Below are 19,154 nucleotides of genomic sequence, written 5' to 3' on the forward strand. Positions count from 1 at the left end.
TTTAAAATTTTTAAATTTCGTATTAGATAAAATCTGTTTGTCTTGTGTTTGTCTCGCAATAATTCTTATAATTGCAAGGTTAATGTTGATCAAATTAGACAGAGTTATTAAGCTGGAAATAGCGCACAAATAGTAAATACAAGTTAATTCAAGGTTACTATAAATTTATTATAATTTTAGGGATAATGTTGTAATGTTTTTGATAAAACATTATTTAGAAGGAATAAAATGAAATCAAAAATTTTGCTGTTTTTAATACCATTTGCATTTAGTGCTTGTTTTGAAGATACTAATTATAGATATATTGGCTCGCTAAGCGAGGGGCTTCGTGCAGTTTGCACTATAGACAAGTGTGGATATATGGATAAAAAAGGAAATGTAAAGATAAAATTTGAATACTATGATGACGCTGACGAATTTAGCGAGGGGCTAGCATCGGTCGAAAAAGACGGCAAAGAGGGGTATATAGACAAAACAGGACGGATAGTAATCCCATTAGAATACGATAAAGCTTATTCTTTTAGAAACGGTAAAGCTAAGGTTGTAAAAAATGGCATTGAAGGCTTTATAGATAAAAATGGAATTTTCTCACAAAGAGAGCAAAATTAAAAAATAAATTTAAGCAGAAGTATCGTGAGGTAATCTTAAATGTTATTGAAGTTTTTGCGACCGAGGCTACCAAACAAGTTGCCACGGAAGCAAAAACGAAATTTATTTCTCAAAAAAAGCGCTAGCACATGAAAAATGCTCAAGAGACAACGCTTTTACAGCCCCATCTTAAACGGATTTAGGATATTGTTCGGGTCAAACGCCTTTTTGATACTTCTAAAAAGCTCCATCTCGGCATCCGTAAAGGCAAGCGGCATAAACTCGGCCTTGCTGATACCGATGCCGTGCTCACCGCTAAGCGTACCGCCAAGCTCCACCGCAATCTTAAAAATTTCCTCGATCGCCTTGTGTCCGCTCTCTACCTGCGCCGGGTCGGCTCTATCTACGACCATGACGTTTGTGTGTACGTTGCCATCCCCAGTGTGGCCAAAGCACGGCACCTGCACGCCGTATCTTTCCGCGACGTCGCCGATACGCCCCAGTAGCTCGGGTAGCTTTGAGCGCGGCACCGTGATATCTTCGTTTAGTTTTAAATTCCCGTAGATATTTATCGCCTGCGAGCAGTTACGGCGGGCAAACCAGATGTCGTTTCGCTCGCCCTCGTCTTTGGCGCGTCTAAATTCGCTAGCGCCGTTTTCTCTAAATACTCGCTCTATCGTGGCTAGATCCTGCTCCAGACCGTCTAAAACGTCGCCGTCTACGTCGGTGATGAGCAAGGCGCCCGCATCTTGAGGTAGGCCTTTGTTAAATTTAGTCTCGACCGCGCGTATACAAAGCGCGTCTAAAAACTCCATGGCTACCGGCGTCACGCCTGCTGCCATCGTCTTATAAACGGCGTTCATCGCAGCGTTTACGCTAGGGAAAATTCCCATCGCCGTTTTTCTAAATTTAGGCTTTGCGATGAGTTTTAGCGTGATTTCGGTTATTACCGCTAGCGTGCCCTCGCTGGCTATGAGGATGCCTGCGATATTGTATCCGGCGACGTCTTTTATCGTGCGTTTGCCTGCGCGGATCACTTCGCCGTTAGGCAGTACCGCTCGCAGCGCCATGACGTAGTCTTTGGTGATGCCGTACTTTGCCGCGCGCATGCCGCCCGCGTTTTCGCTCACGTTGCCGCCTAGCGTCGAGTAGTCCTGACTGGCGGGGTCTGGCGGGTAGAAAAGCCCTAGTTTCTCGGCTTCGCGCTGTAAATTTATATTTATGCATCCGGGTTGTACGACTGCGACCATGTTTTGCATGTCGATTTCTAGGATTTTGTTCATGTGCTTTTCAAATGCAAGCACCACGCCGCCCTCGTGCGCTAGCGCCCCGCCCGTAAAGCCGCTGCCAGCACCCCTAGGCACGATTTTGACTCCGTTTTCGTTGCAGTACTTTAAAATCTCGCTAACGTCGCTCTCGTCTCTAGGGAAAAGCACGCCGTCTGGCAGATGGCGCTTTTTCGTCGCGTCGTAGCAGTAGGCGATCCTGTGCGCGTCGTCGAAGTAGGCGTTGTCCGCGCCTAGTAAATTTACAAAAAATTTAGCGTGTTTATCAAGCATCATTTTTCTTTTAAAAGAGCTTTGTAGTGGCGGTCAAAGTCGCTGATCTGCTCCGAGCCCCATTTCCAAAATACCGTATCGATGTCCTTGACGCGAGTGTAAAAAGGTAGCTGGTAGTATTTGACCGCGCCGCTTTGGAAGCGTTTTAGCGGCTCGAAACTCTGGCAGTCGGCAAAAAGCGCTTCGTTATTCATAGCGATAAATATTAGCCCGGCAGCGCTTTGGTTGCACATTTTACGAAAGTCGTCGCGGCTAGGGTTTGGCTTATACTCGTAGCTTAGGTATGAGCCCACGATGTCCGGGTGGATAAAGGTAATGTCTTTAAACGCGTTTATTACTTCGGCGTAAATTTCTTTGTTCGGCACGACGATGAGCGAGCGGTCGTAGAGGTAGTTTAGTATTAGCTCGTCGCCGCTTTTAGGTAAAATTCCCGGCAGAGGCAGTGCCTTTTGTGCTAGCGCGTCAAATACTTCAAACCTGACCTTGGCAAAGCCGCCGCTTTTTTGCGTAACGACGGCGCGAGCGATGATTGAGCTTTGAGAGCCTTCAAATTTATGCATCACGACGCCGCTACTTCCTACGACGATATCTGAGCCGTCTATGATTGTGCCTACGCCCTCATCCACGCTTATCAGCGGGGTTTTGTATTCTCTCATCGAGAATTCCGCCGCAAAGCCAAGGCAAGCCGCCGCTAAAAATAAAAGAAATTTTTTCAAAATCTATCTCCTAAAAATGTAGAATTTTGCCGCTCATTATAGCTTAAAGCGCCTTAGTTTTGCAAAATGTAAGTAATTTTCGAGTAAAATACGACTTTTAAATCAAGGGAATTTATGAGGAAATTTTCATTAGCTTTACTGCTGACGGTAAATTTATTCGCCGTAGAGCCTGCACAACCTACCGTTCAGGAGCTTAGCTGGCCTAACGGAGATACGTTTTTAACGTTTTTAGAGAAAAACTCCATCCCGCTTTCTCTTTACTACGATATGGATTCGGACGATAAGGAGTTTGTAAGCGAGATAAAAGCGGGCATATCGTATCAAATTTTAAGAGACGAAAAAGGCGGGATAAGCCAGGTGCTAATCCCCGTAAACGAAGAACTCCAAGCGCAAATTTATAAAGATAACGACGGAAAGTATAATTTTCAGCTTTCCTCGATCTCGTATCAAACGCATAGGCGCGTGCTTAGTATGCCTATTACGGTTTCGCCTTCGCAAGATATCCAAGACGCTACGGGCAGCGCGGCTTTGGCGCACGGATTTTATCTGGCGATGAAGAGCGAAGTGCCGGAAAGCGAGTTTAAAAAGCTAAAAAAAGGCGACAGGCTCGCGATGGAATACACGCAAAAAACTAGGCTCGGACGAACGTTTGGCGTACCAGAAATACACTGGGCGTCGATACAAATCGGCGATAAAAAATACGTCACGTATAAATTCGAAAACAAATACTACGACAAAAGCGGTAAGAAAAACGATAAATTTTTGCTAACCAGACCGATAGCAAACGCCCGCATCACTTCGCCTTTTACGCCAAAGCGCTATCATCCGATACTAAAGCGTTACAAGGCGCATCTAGGCGTGGATTACGGTGCTCCTAAAGGCACTCCGATAAAGGCGGCCGGCGACGGAACGGTTAAATTCGTCGGAACCAAAAGCGGCTACGGCAAGGTCGTTATCGTCGGGCACGTCGGCGGTTACGAGACGCTGTATGCGCATTCTAGCGGTTTTGCTAAGGGCATACAAAGCGGCGTAAAAGTAAAGCAGGGGCAGCTCATCGCTTACGTAGGCAGTACCGGCATGAGTACGGGCTCGCACCTACACTTTGGCGTCTATAAAAACGGCAATGCGATAAATCCCGAAAACGAGATAAAGGTGGCTAAAAATATCTTTGCCCAGACGGAAAACGCTAAATTTCAAAAATACATAAAGCAGTTTGAAACAAAGATCAAAGATGCCGCCACCAATGACGAAATCCCGGAAAAAGAGGAGAAATTCGGCGCCGTATCGGAGCTGGGCGAGGTTAAATTTACGCCAAAAACCGACGAAAACATAACGGCGGCAGACGAAAAAGCGGCAAGCGTTGATAAAGATGCGAATCTAACCGCAAAAACCGAAGCTAACGAGACGAAGCCGGATGAAAATTTAACAAGCGAGTTAAAAATCGGCGCAGAGGAAAATAACGCGACGAAAGCGGAGCTAAATTCGACCGCAAAAACCGACGTAAATTTAACGAGCGAAGTTAAATCCCAAGATGAAAAGGACGTAAATTTAACCAAAACCGACCCGGTTGATACGAATTTGACGATAAAATCCGAGCAAAATTTAACCGGTAAAACGGACGTAAACGCAAGCCAAGCCGTAAATTTAGCAGCGACTAAAGCGGAGAAAACAGAGTCTAGCTCGGCCTCCCAAAAAGAAAAAAATAAAAAAACGGACTCTAAAAAATCTAGCAAAAACGCAAAAGACAAAGAAAAACCAAAATCAAATGACAAGAAAAAAGAGAAGTCAAAAAGCGAGTCCAAAAAGAAAAAGGACGTAAACACTAGCAAAGATAAGTCCAAAAAACAAAAACAGACCGCCGATAAAAAGGCCAAATCAAAAGATAAAACCGCCGAGTCAAGCGACAAAAAGAGTAAATGATGGAAGAAAACGAGCAATTAAACGAAGCCAAAGAGCTGCTTGACTCGCACTTAAACGAGACGATCGACGAGGAGCTAAGCGCGGCTGATCTAGCCCACCACCTAAAAACGCTAAAAAAGCACGACGAGGAGCTTTTTGCCGAGTATCTAGAAAAGCTAGATCCCGAGATGCTAGGCGACGTAGCCATCGAGATGCCCGATCACATGTTAAAAGACGTGATCGAGCAACTACCCGCAGAAAAGATCGTAGAAGCGCTAGAGGAGCTAGAAAGCGACGACGCGACTGATTTGCTTCAATACATCGAAGATATCGATGAAAATAAGGCCAGAGAGCTTTTTAACGAGCTAGATAGAGAAAATCAAAACGAAATTTTAAGGCTTAGAAGCTACGAAGAAGATAGAGCCGGCGCGCACATGCAAACCGAGCTTTTCTCCGCGCATTTAGAGGAAAAGCTGGGAAACGCCGTAGCTAGGCTTAGGCGCGAGAAGCAAGAGGGCAAGCTAGAAAACGTCTCGCAGCTTTTTATCGTTGATAAAGAGGGCGTTTTGGAGTATGCCATCCCGCTTGAAGATCTGATACTTTTTGATTTTTCAAAGACTTTAAAGCAAAATATAGAAGAAGCGCAAGCAGATTGCTATAAACCCCACGTCGCAAACGATATGGACCTCATGCAAGACGTAGCCGTCATGGTGCAAGACTACGACCTAAACGTCATTGCAGTAACCAGCAGCACGGGCATACTGCTAGGCCGAATAACCGCCGACGATATCCACGACTACATCCAAGAAAGCGCCACGGAGCAAATTTATAACCTAGCCGGCGTCGATGATGAGGCCGAGGAGGAGGACACGAGCCTAGTAAAGGCTACCCGCGCGCGCGCCGTTTGGCTGCTGGTAAATTTATTTACCGCGCTTATTAGCTCCAGCATCATCGGGCTTTTTGACGATACGATCGCTAGCTACGTGGCTCTTGCCGTGCTGATGCCTATCGTGGCGTCCATGGGCGGAAACACCGGCACGCAGGCGCTCACCGTAACCGTGCGCCGACTAACTTTGGGAGAAATCGAGTTTAAAAACGCCGCCGTCGCGCTAAAACGCGAGGTAGGCATCGCGCTCATAAACGGGCTAACCTTTGCTTGTTTAATGGGCGTCATCGCTTCGATTTGGTTTAGTCGCCCGATGTTAGGCGTGGTTATAGGCGCTTCGATGCTTATAAATTTATTTTTTGCCGGATTTTTCGGTACTTTGATACCGCTAACCTTAAAGAAATTTAACATCGATCCCGCCGTCGGCTCGGCCGTGCTGCTTACCACCGTTACCGATACGGTCGGATTTTTTAGCTTTTTAGGACTGGCAAAATGGATACTGCTGTAAAAAATATCAAGATAGAAAATTTAACCTCTCCGCGCTACGTAAAGCCGTATCAAATTTCGTTTGATCTGTGCGGAAAGCCCGTCAGATGGGAGTGCGTAAAGGCTCACGACAGCGTCTCGGCTCTACTTTATCACGAGGATAAAGACGCGTTTTTGCTGGTTAAGCAGTTTCGCCCCGCCGTTTGGTTTAATATCCAAAGCGCAAAAACGGGGCCGCTAAATTTAATGCAAGAGGGCGAGGAAGGCTATACCTACGAGCTTTGCGCGGGGCTAATGGATAAAGGTAAAAGCGAGGAACAGACCGTCATCGAAGAGATCGCCGAGGAGACGGGCTTTGCGGCTAGCAAGGTAGAGCGCATAACCTCCACGCGCGGCGCGCTAGGTTTTGGCGGAGCGAGGCAGACGATGTTTTTTGCCGCGATAAACGACGATATGAAAATCGGCGAGGGCGGCGGCATAGACGGCGAAAATATCGAGCTAGCCTACGTGCCGGTTAAAGATGCGCGCAAATTTATGTTTGACGAGAGTAAAAGCAAGGCTACGGGACTACTTTTTGCTTTTATGTGGTTTTTTGATAAATTTAACCGCTAGAGCGTCAAATTTGCCGGGCTTAGTTTGCTTGGGATAATCAAATTTAAGGAGAATAGATGCTAAGAAAAATCGCTTTAACCGTATTTTTAGCGGTGTGGGCTTTTGGGCTGGGCGTATTTGAGGAGGCTGCGGCCGAGCTAGCGCAAAACGAGTATGATAAGGCTTTAGAGTTGTTTGAGAAGTCCTGCGAGGAGAAAAATGCCGCAGGCTGCTATGCCGCAGGCTTTATAAACGACAATAACTTTGCCAAAGATTCAAATGCTACCAAAAGCTTTGCGCAGTTTTCTAAAGCCTGCGAAATGGGCGATATGGACGGATGCAAATCCCTAGGCGATATCTATGAAAACGGCCGCGGCGGTCAAGAGATAGACGATAAAAAGTCTATGCAGCTTTATCAAAAAGCCTGCAGCGGCGGAGTAGGCGCGGCTTGTTGGAAATTAGCCGGCTATTACGACGAGGGCAGAGGCGTAGAGCGAAATTTAGCAGAGGCGTTTAAATTTTATCAGACGGCTTGCGGCTATGAGGATGCCGACGGCTGCTTCGCGCAAGCCGATATGTACGAAAAAGGCGACGGCGTAAAAAAAGACGTCGCAAAAGCGTACGAACTTTACGGTTTAGCCTGCGATTACGGCTCTATGAGCGCTTGCGCCGAGTTTAGACGACTCTATAAAGACAAAAAATAAGGATCCGCGATGTTTAAGAAAATTTATTTGGCTCTACTTTTAGTCGTTCTAGCGTCGGCGCAGACGGACTTTGAGATCGCTACGAAAAAATACCTACAGGATGTAAATAGCAAAAAAGCTGCATCGCTTTACGAAAAATCGTGCAAGAGCGATAAAAACGCCGTAAGCTGCTATATGGCGGCATCTATAAAATCGCTTGCGATTTACGATCAAGATAGCGCAGATATGCAGCCAGAGATACTTTCGCAGACTCTTGCGCTATATAAAAACGCCTGCGAGCTAGGCTATGCGCGAGGCTGCGAAGCGGCCGGCGACCTTTACGACGCGCCGACTTTGCAAGATGAAACAGACGGCGAAAATTCGGCTGAATTTTACGAAAAAGCCTGCGAGACAAAAAACGCAGACGCTTGCTTAAGAATAGCTAAAAAGTACGACGCCGCCGCTAAATTTACCGATGCGCTAAAATATTATAAACTTGCTTGCGAGGCCGGAGAGGGCGAGGGCTGCTATAATGCGGCGGATATCTACGAATCAGGCGACGCAACGCCTAAAAACGATGCCCAAGCGGCTAAATTTTACGACCTAGCTTGCCAAAACGGCTTTAATCGAGGTTGCGTTAAATTTAAAAAACTTAGCAAATAGGAGGGCGGATTGAAAAAGATTGTTTTAGCGGCGATTTTAGTAGCAGCGGCCTTTGGCGGGGATTTTGAGGAGGCTGCCAAAGCGCATATAAAAGCATACGATACCCAGCGCAGTATGGATTTGTTTGAAAAGTCGTGCAGTAGCGAGAAAAACGGCGCAGGCTGCTATTTGGCGGCGTTTTTGGGCGAACAAAACGGCAAATTTAGCGACGAAGACGGCGGCAAAAAAGCGTTTGCCCTATATGAAAAAGCTTGCAAGCTCGGCGATATGGACGGATGCGCGGCCGTAGCGGGGGCTTACGACGGTAACTCGCTATGGGGCGTAGTCGAGTCGGATTACGAAAAGGCGGCGAGACTTTACGAAAAAGCCTGCGAGGGCGGAGTCGGCGAGGCGTGCGTGAGAGCGGCCGCGCACGGTAACGGCGAATACGGCGGCACAAAAGACCCGCAAAAAGCCCGCAAATACTACAGGCTAGCCTGCGACTTCAAGGACGCGCAGGGTTGTTACGCTCTAGCCCGCGGACATGAAAAGGCAGATCAAGGCGCAAAAGACGATAAAAAGGCGATGGAGCTTTACGGCCTTTCTTGCGACTATGGATACGATATGGGCTGCGCGAAATTTAGGGAACTTGTTAAAAAATCAAAGTAAATTTTAGCCTCGCTCGGTCTTATCTAATCAGCCCGCGAGCGAGGCTGGATTTGCCGCATCATATTTGGCTACCGGCGGATGCTACTTTAAATTTTACCGACTTTACTTTGCGAGCGGTTATTTTATAGATTCTATTTAAATTTTATCAGCTTAAACTGCTTGCTTGCATTATCCAAATTTATCCCTTTTTTGCGCAGAAAATACTCTTTTAGCTCCTTGTAATCGTTGTTTGTAGGGATCAAAATATTTATTATCGTGCCGTCTTTTTTGGAAAAAATAGCAAGCATATTATAAACCGTGCAGGATTTGAGCCCGCCCAATCTAAAATGAAAAATAGTCTGCGGGATAAGCGAGGAAAAAAATAAGAAGATAAAAAACGCAAAAATTTCAAAAATATTCACACCCATCACGTCACAATAGTTTTTAAGCGCTAAAAGCACGAAAACTAAGCCGACGAAAATGATGTATTTGTTAGCTTCTATCTGATACAAATCATCCGTGATGTCAAATGTTTTTCTTAAGTCCGCGATCTGGGCAAGCTTGATTTCTTTTATGGTTTTGTCTGTGATTTGCTGTTTTACGGCGCCGTTTTCAAAGCTGCAATGGCCGTTTTTAGGCGCACTTAACGCTGCTTTAAACGTAGGCTTTAAAACTATGATAATAATAATGGAGTTAAATAAAATCCTATCCAAACTCATCAAAGAAAAAATCAGGGAGATCAAGATAATGATGGCAACGAGCGCGAGGGTTAAGAGGGCTGAAAATAGGCTCAAATTTTGTTTATAATCCTTGATGATTATCGGCTCTTTGTCGTAATCCCTCAAAATTTGCCCGGGCCTAAATTTGCAAAATTTGAGTTTTGGGGATTGCCGTTTAAATTTTGCGTCTGATTATCTGCTGCGTTCAAATTTTGCTCCTTTAAATCATTGCTTCTTTAGCGCTTTATTAATCATTTTTTGTCGCGTAAAACCCAAAAATTATCGCTTTTTGCTGGTCGCGGGGCTTTCTGGCAATTCATCGCCGCTTTGTCCGCCTAAATCTATCCTCAAAGCAGGCTTAAATTTAGTCTAGCGATCTAAATTTAGCGTCCTGGGATCTTTTAAATTCGCTACCCGCAGCGCCTTAAAATTTAAAGCTTTGATTTTAGTACCGAGCCGTGCCGCCGACTTTAACCTAAAATGATTAAATTTGCCGCCCGATAAATCGTAAATTTTACCGCAGAGCCGAGCGGTCAAATTTAGCCGAGCGGTCAAATTTAGCCGAGCAGCTCAAATTTGACGCGCCGAGCAAGCGAGCTCCGGCTCAAATTTGCCCCACTTGCCGAACTTATTTTGCTCAAATTTGGCGTCAAATTTACCGCCGCGCTTAGCTCAAATTTACCTAAAACAGCCCCTTGAGAAGCCCTTTTATCGCATCTTTTTTGGCGTCTTTTTTCGCATCGCCCGTGGTGCCGTTTTCGTCGTCTTTGCCGAATTTCTTATCCAAAAATCTATCCAGCTCTTTGACCGCCTTGCCCTTTAGATAGTCCGAGCCAATCGTGTATTTCGGGTTGTCGCTAGTGCCAGTGACCGTGATGTCGATGTCGGTTTTTTCGTAGTTCATCTTGATCGGCACGTTTACGGCCTTGGTTGCCATGTCGTATTTGCCGCTAGCTACCCAGACTCGGCTTCTAGTCGCGTTAATATCGGCGTTAAAGTCGATGAGGTTTTTGTTTATCGTGCCTTTTATTTTGCTGTTTTTATAGATTTCGCTTGTTATGTCGCGCCCCGTGAAGGTTCTTACCTGCTCGGTAAAATCGGTCTTTACGAGCTTGCCGTCATTTACTGTGACGTCAAATTTACCTTTTTGCGAGACGAGATTATAGTCCATCGTCATATCGCCGGTGCCGTCATAGACGTGCGAGAGGCCCAAAAAGTCGGTGAGGCCTTTGGCGGTAAAGCTCTTTAAATTTGCGTTTAGGATATCGTCTTTTAAGACTGCCTTAAGATCGCCGTTAAAGAGTCGCGAATTTACGTTCGCGCTTAGCTTTTCGCCAGTTTTTGTCGCATCGCCGATAACTAGCAAAGGCCCGTAAAGCGGTCGTCCGACCAAAAACTCGATCTCTTTTAGCTCTCTTATGCCAAGCTCAAAGTCCGCCTTCGCCGAGCCGCTTTCAAGCTCGTAGTCGCCTTTTAGATTTTTTAGCGCGATTAGGTTTTTGTTTGCGTTTGAGACGAGGTTTGCTGCTGCGTCAAATTTAGCCTTTCCGCCGTTTATAGCGACATCCGCGTTAGCGTCGAATTTCGTGCCGCTTGGGAAGCGTTTATCTAGCTCTTTTGCTACGACGGCGCTATTTACTATGCCGTTTTTGACGTTAAATTTAGCCGTACCGCTGAGATTTTTCGGATCCAGTCCGCTTAGATTGACGGATCCGTCGATCACGGCGTCGGCGTAGTTTGGCAGCGCAGCCAGCGTAAATGCGTCTTTGAGCGAAAGCGCGCTTAAATTTGCCGTGAGTTTTTCGTTTTTTAGGATCGCATCTATCTTGCCGCCTAGAGCGTTTGCGTTTAGATCAAGCTCGCTAAGCGCGCCCTTTGCGAGTTTTGCCATGCCTTTGACGTCCACTTTGCCCGATAGTTTTTTGCCGATTAGCTCTTCAAATTTGCCCAGATCATCGATACCCGCGTCAAATTTTACGTCCGCGTTTTCGTCGTCCAGTCCGTAAACGCCGCTTAGGCTCTTTAGCTTTAAAAGCTCGGAGTTTAGCGAGGCGTTAAATTTGGCTTTCGAGCTTGCCACATCGGCGTTTGCGTTTAGTTCAAAGGCTAGAGGTTTGCTCAAATTTATCTCCTTTGCGACCTGTTTTAGCTCGGCCGGATTTAGCCGCGCGTTTTTGGTGGCAAGCTTAACAGAACCGGAGATATTTTGCGTGTTGTGCACGTCGTTTAGCACCGCTTCGCCGCTGATCGTTCCGCCGACAAACGCCGGGAAAGCGGCGATTTTAACTAGCTCGTCAAGCTTTAGCGAGCTGATTTTGGCTATTAGTTTGCCGCCGTTTAGCACCGCATCGACGTTACCGCCGAATCCCTTGATCTTTACGTCGAAGTTTTTTAGCTCGCCGGCAGTGGCGATGACGTTGCCGTTTGCTTTAAACGCGCCGCTAAGCTTTTGCTTGATGACGGGCTCAAATTTGGCTAGATCATCCACGATGAGCTTGACGTCGCTGCTTAGGGTGTTTGAGTTTGGATCGTAGATCGTCTTGTCGCTGCCGATCGTGGCTAGCGGCGTGATCACCGCGCTTTTGGCGTTTATGATGCCGTCTTTAACGTCGGCTACGATTTTGCCGTTTGCGGCGAAATTTGACGGCAGGGTGACGTTGAAATCCTTTGCGATGAGTGCGTTATCGGTTTTTACGTCCAAGATATCGATATTTGCGGTGCCGTTTGGCTTGCCGCCGCTTTCTACGATATTTGCGACGGCGGAGATTTTACCGCGCGCGTAGATAGGCTGGCCGGCTAGCGCCAGGGCTTTTTCGACCTGTAAATTTTTAGCGTCGAGCTTTAGAGAAAGCGGCTTGTAGTCCTTTAAATTTGCGTCAAAGCTTACGTTTGAGCCTAGCATTTGGCCTACCCCGCTAGCGGCGAAATCGCTAAATTTACCCTTTGCAATGCCTGAGATTTTCATAGCTTCGCTTAGCTTGACGCCCAGGCTTTTTAGGTCGCTAACTGCGACGTCGTATTTTAGATCGAGGCTTTGAGAAAAAATAGAAAGCCCGCCGTTTACGTTAGCTACGATCTCGCCGTTTACGTTAGCTACGATATCTACGCTCGTCGGACGGATCTGAAATTTGTCGAATTTAACGTCAAATCCGCTTTTTTCTTTAATGATATTTTCAGCGTAGGGTTTAACCAAACCGTTGCCAAAGTCCGTAAAGGCCGCAACGTAAGCCGCTATAAGCAAAGCAAAAACCAGTCCGAGCAGGGCGCCTAAAATTTTCATCGTCTATCCTTTTAGATTTAGTTTAATTTTATTATGAAACTTGAGCCGATTATACTAAGACTTGTTAAGAATTTTAGCTAAATTATTGACAAATTCTAAAAATTTGACTATAATTTCATCACTCAAAACAAAAGAGTGCTAAAAAAGTAAAATCAAACCATAAAGGATGAATCATGAATTTTCAACCGTTAGGCAAACGAGTCTTAGTCGAGCGTCTCGAGGACGTCAAAACGACCGCTTCGGGCATCATTATACCCGATAATGCAAAAGAAAAACCTTTAAGCGGCAAGGTTTTGGCGGTATCAAGCGAGGTAGAAGGCGTGAGCGTGGGCGATAGCGTGGTTTTCGCAAAATACGGCGGCACCGAGGTCGTGCTTGACGGCAAGACGTATTTGGTTCTAAAAATCGAAGACGTTTTGGGCGTTTTAAAATAATCTAAATTTAAAGGAATAGAAATGGCAAAAGAGATATTTTTTTCAGACGAGGCTAGAAATAGACTATATGAAGGCGTTAGAAAACTAAACGATGCAGTAAAAGTAACGATGGGGCCTCGCGGTAGAAACGTGCTAGTGCAAAAGAGCTTCGGCGCTCCTGCGATCACAAAAGACGGCGTGAGCGTAGCTAAAGAAGTAGAGCTAAAAGACGCTCTAGAAAACATGGGCGCAGGCCTAGTAAAAGAAGTCGCTAGTAAAACAAACGACGAGGCGGGCGACGGTACGACTACAGCTACGGTTTTGGCGCACTCTATCTTTAAAGAGGGCTTAAGAAACATCACCGCAGGCGCAAATCCGGTCGAGGTAAAACGCGGTATGGATAAAGAGGCCGCAGCTATAATCGCCGAGCTAAAAAGCCTATCGCGCAAAGTAACCGATAAAAAAGAGATCGCGCAAGTAGCCACTATCTCGGCAAATTCTGACTCTGCTATCGGCGGACTGATCGCTGACGCGATGGAAAAAGTCGGCAAAGACGGCGTCATTACCGTCGAGGAAGCAAAATCTATCCACGACGAGCTAAACGTGGTCGAGGGTATGCAGTTTGACCGCGGATATCTAAGCCCGTACTTCATCACAAACGCCGAAAAGATGCAGGTCGAGCTGAGCAATCCGTTTATCTTGCTATTTGACAAGAAGATTACAAATTTAAAAGACTTGCTGCCAGTGCTTGAGCAGATCCAAAAAACAGGCAAACCGCTACTAATCATAGCTGAAGATATCGAGGGCGAGGCTCTTGCGACGCTAGTAGTAAACAAGCTTCGCGGCGTGCTAAACATCTCTGCGGTTAAGGCTCCTGGCTTTGGCGATCGCAGAAAAGCGATGCTTGAGGATATCGCTATATTAACAGGCGGCGAAGTAGTGAGCGAAGAGCTAGGCAGAACGCTAGAGAGTGCGACTCTAAGCGACTTAGGTCAAGCTTCAAGCGTCATCATCGACAAAGATAATACGACTATCGTAAACGGCGCAGGCGAGAAATCTGCAATCGACGCTAGAATCATCCAAATAAAAGCTCAAATCGCAGAAACCACAAGCGACTACGACAAAGAAAAGCTGCAAGAGCGCCTAGCTAAGCTAAGCGGCGGCGTAGCGGTCATCAAAGTGGGCGCTGCTACTGAGACTGAGATGAAGGAGAAAAAAGACCGCGTGGATGATGCTCTAAGCGCGACTAAAGCGGCTGTAGAAGAGGGTATAGTGATCGGCGGCGGCGCTGCGTTTATCAAAGCGAGCGCAAAAGTAGATCTACAACTAAGCGGCGACGAAGCTATAGGCGCTGATATCGTAAGACGCGCACTAACCGCTCCGCTCCGCCAGATCGCCGAAAATGCGGGCTTTGACGCGGGCGTAGTAGCAAACTCCGTAAGCGTAAGCAAAGACGATAACTACGGCTTTAACGCGGCTACGGGCGAGTATGTAGATATGTTTAAAGCCGGTATCATCGACCCGGTCAAGGTTGAGCGCGTGGCTCTTCAAAACGCGGTTAGCGTGGCGAGCCTGCTTTTAACTACGGAAGCTACCATAAGCGAGCTAAAAGAGGACAAACCGATGCCTGCGATGCCTGATATGAGCGGAATGGGCGGCATGGGCGGAATGATGTAATACGCCTTTATCTGCGGAAGGCTTCGGCTTTCCGCAGGTTTTCTCGTAAAGACGACTCTTAAATTTACTAAAAATTTAAACCTACTTTAAATCTCCTAATGGCCGCAAATTTGACGAGATTTTAGGCTTAAGCGGCTAAACGTCTAAAATATACGCATAAATTCCCGTGTCTAAAAATGATTTAAAATTAATTATTATTTAACCGAAATTTGTATAAAATAGTTCCAAATCTAGCGTAAAGGCGATCTTTTAAGGCGGCTAAATTTAAACGGCAACCTTAAATTCGGCGGATATTAGGCTAGACCGGAAAGTGATTTGATGATAAAAAAAATACTAATAGTCTTTGGCACCAGACCGGAAGCCATAAAAATGGCGCCCTTGGTACAAGAATTTAAAAAATATAGCGAATTTGACGTCAAGGTTTGCGTCACGGCTCAACACAGACAGATATTAGATCAAGTCCTCGAGATATTTGACATAGTTCCAGATTATGATTTAGACATTATGCAAGCAGGGCAGGATCTGTACGATCTGACGTCTAGGATTTTGCTAAAGATGAGAGATGTTTTAGACGAGTTTAAACCGGATATAGTATTTGTTCACGGAGATACTACTACTGCTAGCATAGCTTCTTTGGCTACTTTTTACAAGCGGATAAAGGTAGCTCACGTAGAGGCGGGGTTAAGAACGGGGGATATTTATTCGCCTTTTCCCGAGGAGATAAACAGACAGTTAGTCGGCATAATCGCAAGCTATCACTTTGCCCCTACAAATTTATCAAAACAAAATCTCATAAAAGAAAATAAAAGTCCAGAAAATATCGTAGTAACCGGAAATACCGTTATTGACGCGCTTTTTTTGCTGCTTGAAAGGATGCAAAAAGATAACGCGCTAAAAGATAAAATTTTAACCTCGCTAAATGCAAAATACGATACTAGCTGCGGTAAAAAAATCATACTCGTAACCGGTCACAGAAGGGAAAATTTCGGCGATGGATTTATAAATATCTGCGAGGCCCTAAAAACCCTAGCTATCAAAAATCCAAATGTCGATATAGTCTATCCCGTTCATCTAAATCCAAACGTCCAGGAGCCCGTAAAGAAAATTTTATCCGGCATTGGCAACGTCCGCCTTATAGCGCCTCTAGAGTACGGCGAATTTGTTTATCTGATGAGCATGGCGCATTTTATCATAACAGATAGCGGCGGGATACAAGAGGAAGCGCCAAGCCTCGGTAAACCCGTGCTTGTAATGAGAAATACAACCGAAAGACCCGAAGCTATAGAGGCCGGCTCGGTAAAACTCGTTGGCGTTGATAAGAAAAATATAGTATCGCAGGCTCAAATTTTACTCGACGACGACGAAATCTATCAAAAGATGTCTCAGTCGCGAAGCCCGTACGGCGACGGTAAAGCTAGCGTTAAGATAGTAGAATTTATAAAAAATTTAAGATCGGAGAGATGATGATAAAAAATGTTTGCGTTATGGGGCTTGGCTATATAGGGTTGCCTACTGCGGCGCTTTTGGCAAACAAAGGCTACAAAGTGCGCGGCGTGGACGTAGTGCAAATTACGGTAGATACGATAAATCAAGGAAAAATCCATATCGTAGAGCCCGAGCTTGACGTATTCGTCAAAGGTGCGGTAAACAGCGGAAATTTAAGGGCAAGCTTGGAGCCTGATTTGGCCGATGTTTTTATCATAGCCGTGCCTACGCCCTTTTGCGACGGATACGTGCCCGATCTTAACTACGTAGTAAGCGCCAGCAAGTCTATAGCGCCCTTTGTTAGGGACGAAAATATCGTGATTTTAGAGTCGACCTCGCCCGTGGGAACTACTGAAAAAATAGGCGAAATCCTCAAGGATAACGGTGTGGATATCTCTAAAATTTACATCGCTCACTGCCCAGAAAGAGTACTGCCCGGTAAAATTTTAAAAGAACTCGTACAAAATGACAGAATCGTAGGCGGTTTAAATAAAGAAGCCGCAAAAAAAACGGCCGAATTTTATAAAACTTTCGTCGCGGGCGAGATTTTGCAAACAGACGCGAAAACCGCCGAGATGGCAAAGCTCACCGAAAACTCGTTTCGCGACGTAAATATCGCATTTGCAAACGAGCTTAGCGTTTTGTGCGATAAATTCGGCATCAACGTCTGGGAGCTTATCTCGTTAGCAAATCGCCATCCGCGCGTAAATATCCTAAATCCCGGTTGCGGCGTGGGCGGACACTGTATAGCCGTCGATCCGTGGTTTATCGTGTATGCGGGCGGCGATGATGCAAGGCTTATCAAAATGGCTAGAGAGGTAAATAGTCACAAAACGCAGTGGGCGATCGAAAAGATAAAAAATGCCGCTTTAAAATTTGAGCTAAAAAGCGGCAAAAAGCCTAAGATAGCCTGCATGGGGCTTGCGTTTAAACCCGATATAGACGATCTTAGAGAGTCGCCTGCGGTTTTTATTACTCGCGAATTAAAAAATCAAGGATTTGAAATTTTAGCCGTCGAGCCAAATATAAAATCGCACAAGGATTTTGAGATAATAAACTACGAAAAAGCCATGGATATCGCTGATATAGTCGTATTTTTGGTAGCGCATAAGGAATTTAAGGGGCTAAAAATAGAAAAAGGAGTTTTGGATTTTTGTGGGATTTTTAGATGAGAAATATTCCTAAATTGGCAATTATCGTTCCTTGTTATAACGAAGATCAGGTTTTGGGCGAAACTATAAAAAGATTGAGCGAGACTCTAGAAAATTTAATCGATAAAAAAAAGATTAAAAGCGATAGTTTTGTTTTATATGTCGATGATGGTAGCGAGGATGATACTTGGAGTATAATAAAATCGTCTAGTGCTACAAATTTATCTACTAAAGGCATAAAACTTTCTAAAAACGAAGGCCATCAAAACGCCTTATTGGCAGGAATAGAGTATGTAGAAGGTAAATGCGATTGCTTAATTTCTATTGATGCGGATTTGCAACAAGATGAAAAGTCTATGATACATTTTACTGATTCTTACGTGAATGGATGCGATGTTGTACTCGGCGTCAGGAACGATAGAATGTGTGATTCTTTTTTTAAAAGAGCAACTGCATTAGGCTTTTATAAATTAATGAATTTAATGGGGGTGGATATTATTAAAAACCATGCGGACTATAGATTACTTAGTAGTAAGGCCATTAGAATGCTGCTTAGTTTTAAGGAAGTCAATTTATTTTTAAGAGGGCTTGTTCTTTTAATTGGACTAAAAACAGAGTATATATATTTTGATGTTAAAGACAGGTATGCAGGTAAATCAAAATATACACTAAAAAAGATGTTCACCTTCGCATGGGACGGCATAACTTCATTTAGCGTGGTTCCTTTAAGATTGATAACGTTAATAGGCTTTATCGTTTTTTTTTTGTTAGCTTGATAATGGGTGGGAGTGTATTGTATTCTGTTATTGCTAATAAAACGGTGCAAGGGTGGGCCTCTACTGTTTTACCTATATACTTTATGGGAGGAATTCAACTTATGTGTCTTGGTGTAATTGGCGAATACATAGGTAAAATCTATAAAGAAACAAAAAGAAGACCAAGGTATTTTATAGAGGATATTACTGATGAAAAAAGTTAATTTTGATGAGTACAGTAAAAACTATGACGATATAATGCAAAATCAGCATAAAAAATTCGGCGACATAAAATACTATGCGGAGTACAAGATAAAAATACTAAGCGATATAGTAAAAAGACGAAATCAAAAGCTAAAAATACTTGAATACGGATGCGGCACGGGTAGAAATTTACCGTATATAGTAGAAGCGTTTCGCGAATCGTCCGTTTTTGGATTTGATATCTCAAAAGAAAGTTTAGAGGTAGCAAGGCAAAATAATAAAGAAGTAAAGATTATAGAAACAAATGAAGAGTTAGCTTCCTACAACGGATATTTCGACGTGATTTTTATAGCAGGCGTATATCACCATATAGAACCTAGCCTACGAGATTACGTGACATCTAATATATTTAAACTAGCTGCCGATAATTGCAATGTAGCGGTTTTTGAACACAATCCTCACAATCCTCTTACAAGACGCATGGTATCTACTTGCGAATTTGACAAAGATGCAGTTTTGCTATCAAAAAAAGAGTTGCAATCTATTTTTTTTAAAGCCGGATTTAAAGATAACGGTAGCGCATATACGTTATTTTTCCCTCCTGTCTTAAAAGCGCTCTCTTTTTTAGAGAGATTTTTAAAATGGCTTCCGCTAGGCGGTCAATATTATATTGCAGTAAAGAAATCGGTCTAATGCGTTACGATATTTCTTTATTAAAGTATTTGCTCGTAGGCGTTATTAATACTATATTTGGATATGCGATAATTTTTAC

Annotated in this window: 17 protein-coding genes; 13 read left to right on the plus strand and 4 right to left on the minus strand. The window is 44.6% G+C overall.

Translation table 11 applies throughout. The annotated features are described in order from the left end of the window. Positions 1 to 228 precede the first annotated feature (228 nt). A complete protein-coding gene (locus tag QZ157_RS09375; RefSeq protein ID WP_295144830.1) occupies positions 229 to 609 on the plus strand; it encodes a WG repeat-containing protein in 381 nt (126 codons plus the stop codon). Between the two features lie 155 nt (positions 610 to 764). Here QZ157_RS09375 and QZ157_RS09380 read toward each other — a convergent pair whose 3' ends face one another. Then, a complete protein-coding gene (locus tag QZ157_RS09380) occupies positions 765 to 2,147 on the minus strand; it encodes an FAD-linked oxidase C-terminal domain-containing protein (RefSeq protein WP_295144833.1) in 1,383 nt (460 codons plus the stop codon). Next, complete coding sequence (locus QZ157_RS09385) at positions 2,147 to 2,863, minus strand: plasminogen-binding N-terminal domain-containing protein (protein ID WP_295144835.1); 717 nt, start codon at positions 2,861 to 2,863, stop codon at positions 2,147 to 2,149. Before QZ157_RS09385 ends, QZ157_RS09380 begins: the two co-directional genes overlap by 1 nt. Positions 2,864 to 2,977: 114 nt before the next feature. Between QZ157_RS09385 and QZ157_RS09390 the strand changes: the two genes are divergently transcribed. Genes QZ157_RS09390 through QZ157_RS09415 form a run of 6 tightly spaced genes read left to right on the plus strand, consistent with a single transcriptional unit; the run spans position 2,978 to position 8,719 of the window. Beyond that, positions 2,978 to 4,783, plus strand: a complete 1,806-nt coding sequence (locus QZ157_RS09390; protein WP_295144837.1) for a peptidoglycan DD-metalloendopeptidase family protein — start codon at positions 2,978 to 2,980, stop codon at positions 4,781 to 4,783. After that, positions 4,783 to 6,156: a magnesium transporter gene (gene mgtE / locus QZ157_RS09395; protein WP_295144840.1), complete on the plus strand. Its 1,374-nt coding sequence runs from the start codon at positions 4,783 to 4,785 to the stop codon at positions 6,154 to 6,156. Before QZ157_RS09390 ends, mgtE begins: the two co-directional genes overlap by 1 nt. Then, positions 6,141 to 6,746: an NUDIX hydrolase gene (locus QZ157_RS09400; protein WP_295144843.1), complete on the plus strand. Its 606-nt coding sequence runs from the start codon at positions 6,141 to 6,143 to the stop codon at positions 6,744 to 6,746. Before mgtE ends, QZ157_RS09400 begins: the two co-directional genes overlap by 16 nt. Positions 6,747 to 6,802: 56 nt before the next feature. Further along, positions 6,803 to 7,429: a tetratricopeptide repeat protein gene (locus QZ157_RS09405; RefSeq protein WP_295144846.1), complete on the plus strand. Its 627-nt coding sequence runs from the start codon at positions 6,803 to 6,805 to the stop codon at positions 7,427 to 7,429. A gap of 9 nt (positions 7,430 to 7,438) precedes the next feature. Next, positions 7,439 to 8,071: a tetratricopeptide repeat protein gene (locus QZ157_RS09410; RefSeq protein ID WP_295144849.1), complete on the plus strand. Its 633-nt coding sequence runs from the start codon at positions 7,439 to 7,441 to the stop codon at positions 8,069 to 8,071. 9 nt (positions 8,072 to 8,080) lie between these two features. After that, positions 8,081 to 8,719, plus strand: coding sequence for a tetratricopeptide repeat protein (locus tag QZ157_RS09415; protein ID WP_295144852.1), 639 nt, complete (start codon positions 8,081 to 8,083; stop codon positions 8,717 to 8,719). A 131-nt stretch (positions 8,720 to 8,850) separates the two neighbouring features. On the opposite strand, the gene QZ157_RS09420 is transcribed toward QZ157_RS09415, so the two are convergent. Both QZ157_RS09420 and QZ157_RS09425 read right to left on the minus strand, forming a co-directional pair. After that, positions 8,851 to 9,543 (minus strand): hypothetical protein, encoded by a 693-nt coding sequence (locus QZ157_RS09420; protein WP_295144855.1) that lies wholly within the window; start codon positions 9,541 to 9,543, stop codon positions 8,851 to 8,853. Positions 9,544 to 10,099: 556 nt separating this feature from the next. Further along, complete coding sequence (locus tag QZ157_RS09425) at positions 10,100 to 12,697, minus strand: hypothetical protein (protein ID WP_295144858.1); 2,598 nt, start codon at positions 12,695 to 12,697, stop codon at positions 10,100 to 10,102. Positions 12,698 to 12,870: 173 nt separating this feature from the next. Between QZ157_RS09425 and groES the strand changes: the two genes are divergently transcribed. The 6 genes from groES (at position 12,871) to QZ157_RS09455 (ending at position 19,075) form a co-directional block, all read left to right on the plus strand. Next, complete coding sequence (gene groES / locus QZ157_RS09430; protein WP_002946739.1) at positions 12,871 to 13,131, plus strand: co-chaperone GroES; 261 nt, start codon at positions 12,871 to 12,873, stop codon at positions 13,129 to 13,131. A gap of 21 nt (positions 13,132 to 13,152) precedes the next feature. Continuing rightward, complete coding sequence (gene groL / locus QZ157_RS09435; protein ID WP_295144862.1) at positions 13,153 to 14,787, plus strand: chaperonin GroEL; 1,635 nt, start codon at positions 13,153 to 13,155, stop codon at positions 14,785 to 14,787. Positions 14,788 to 15,105: 318 nt separating this feature from the next. After that, positions 15,106 to 16,251 carry a UDP-N-acetylglucosamine 2-epimerase (non-hydrolyzing) gene (gene wecB, locus QZ157_RS09440; RefSeq protein WP_295144865.1) on the plus strand — a complete coding sequence of 382 codons (1,146 nt, stop codon included), beginning with the start codon at positions 15,106 to 15,108 and terminating at the stop codon, positions 16,249 to 16,251. Beyond that, positions 16,251 to 17,444 (plus strand): UDP-N-acetyl-D-mannosamine dehydrogenase, encoded by a 1,194-nt coding sequence (wecC, locus tag QZ157_RS09445; RefSeq protein WP_295144868.1) that lies wholly within the window; start codon positions 16,251 to 16,253, stop codon positions 17,442 to 17,444. Before wecB ends, wecC begins: the two co-directional genes overlap by 1 nt. Beyond that, complete coding sequence (locus tag QZ157_RS09450) at positions 17,441 to 18,199, plus strand: glycosyltransferase family 2 protein (RefSeq protein ID WP_295144871.1); 759 nt, start codon at positions 17,441 to 17,443, stop codon at positions 18,197 to 18,199. Before wecC ends, QZ157_RS09450 begins: the two co-directional genes overlap by 4 nt. 189 nt (positions 18,200 to 18,388) lie before the next feature. Beyond that, entirely contained in the window at positions 18,389 to 19,075 is a 687-nt protein-coding gene (locus QZ157_RS09455) for a class I SAM-dependent methyltransferase (protein WP_177389356.1), read from the plus strand. The last annotated feature ends 79 nt before the right edge of the window (positions 19,076 to 19,154 follow it).

This window comes from uncultured Campylobacter sp. (assembly GCF_905372745.1).
Classification (GTDB): domain Bacteria; phylum Campylobacterota; class Campylobacteria; order Campylobacterales; family Campylobacteraceae; genus Campylobacter_A.

Bases quoted from the DNA above. Each gene is read 5' to 3' on its own strand.
- QZ157_RS09375 (WP_295144830.1), top strand. From the start codon at position 229: ATGAAATCAAAAATTTTGCTGTTTTTAATACCATTTGCATTTAGTGCT.
- QZ157_RS09380 (WP_295144833.1), bottom strand. From the start codon at position 2,147: ATGCTTGATAAACACGCTAAATTTTTTGTAAATTTACTAGGCGCGGAC.
- QZ157_RS09390 (WP_295144837.1), top strand. From the start codon at position 2,978: ATGAGGAAATTTTCATTAGCTTTACTGCTGACGGTAAATTTATTCGCC.
- mgtE (WP_295144840.1), top strand. From the start codon at position 4,783: ATGGAAGAAAACGAGCAATTAAACGAAGCCAAAGAGCTGCTTGACTCG.
- QZ157_RS09400 (WP_295144843.1), top strand. From the start codon at position 6,141: ATGGATACTGCTGTAAAAAATATCAAGATAGAAAATTTAACCTCTCCG.
- QZ157_RS09405 (WP_295144846.1), top strand. From the start codon at position 6,803: ATGCTAAGAAAAATCGCTTTAACCGTATTTTTAGCGGTGTGGGCTTTT.
- QZ157_RS09410 (WP_295144849.1), top strand. From the start codon at position 7,439: ATGTTTAAGAAAATTTATTTGGCTCTACTTTTAGTCGTTCTAGCGTCG.
- QZ157_RS09425 (WP_295144858.1), bottom strand. From the start codon at position 12,697: ATGAAAATTTTAGGCGCCCTGCTCGGACTGGTTTTTGCTTTGCTTATA.
- groES (WP_002946739.1), top strand. From the start codon at position 12,871: ATGAATTTTCAACCGTTAGGCAAACGAGTCTTAGTCGAGCGTCTCGAG.
- groL (WP_295144862.1), top strand. From the start codon at position 13,153: ATGGCAAAAGAGATATTTTTTTCAGACGAGGCTAGAAATAGACTATAT.
- wecB (WP_295144865.1), top strand. From the start codon at position 15,106: ATGATAAAAAAAATACTAATAGTCTTTGGCACCAGACCGGAAGCCATA.
- wecC (WP_295144868.1), top strand. From the start codon at position 16,251: ATGATAAAAAATGTTTGCGTTATGGGGCTTGGCTATATAGGGTTGCCT.
- QZ157_RS09450 (WP_295144871.1), top strand. From the start codon at position 17,441: ATGAGAAATATTCCTAAATTGGCAATTATCGTTCCTTGTTATAACGAA.
- QZ157_RS09455 (WP_177389356.1), top strand. From the start codon at position 18,389: ATGAAAAAAGTTAATTTTGATGAGTACAGTAAAAACTATGACGATATA.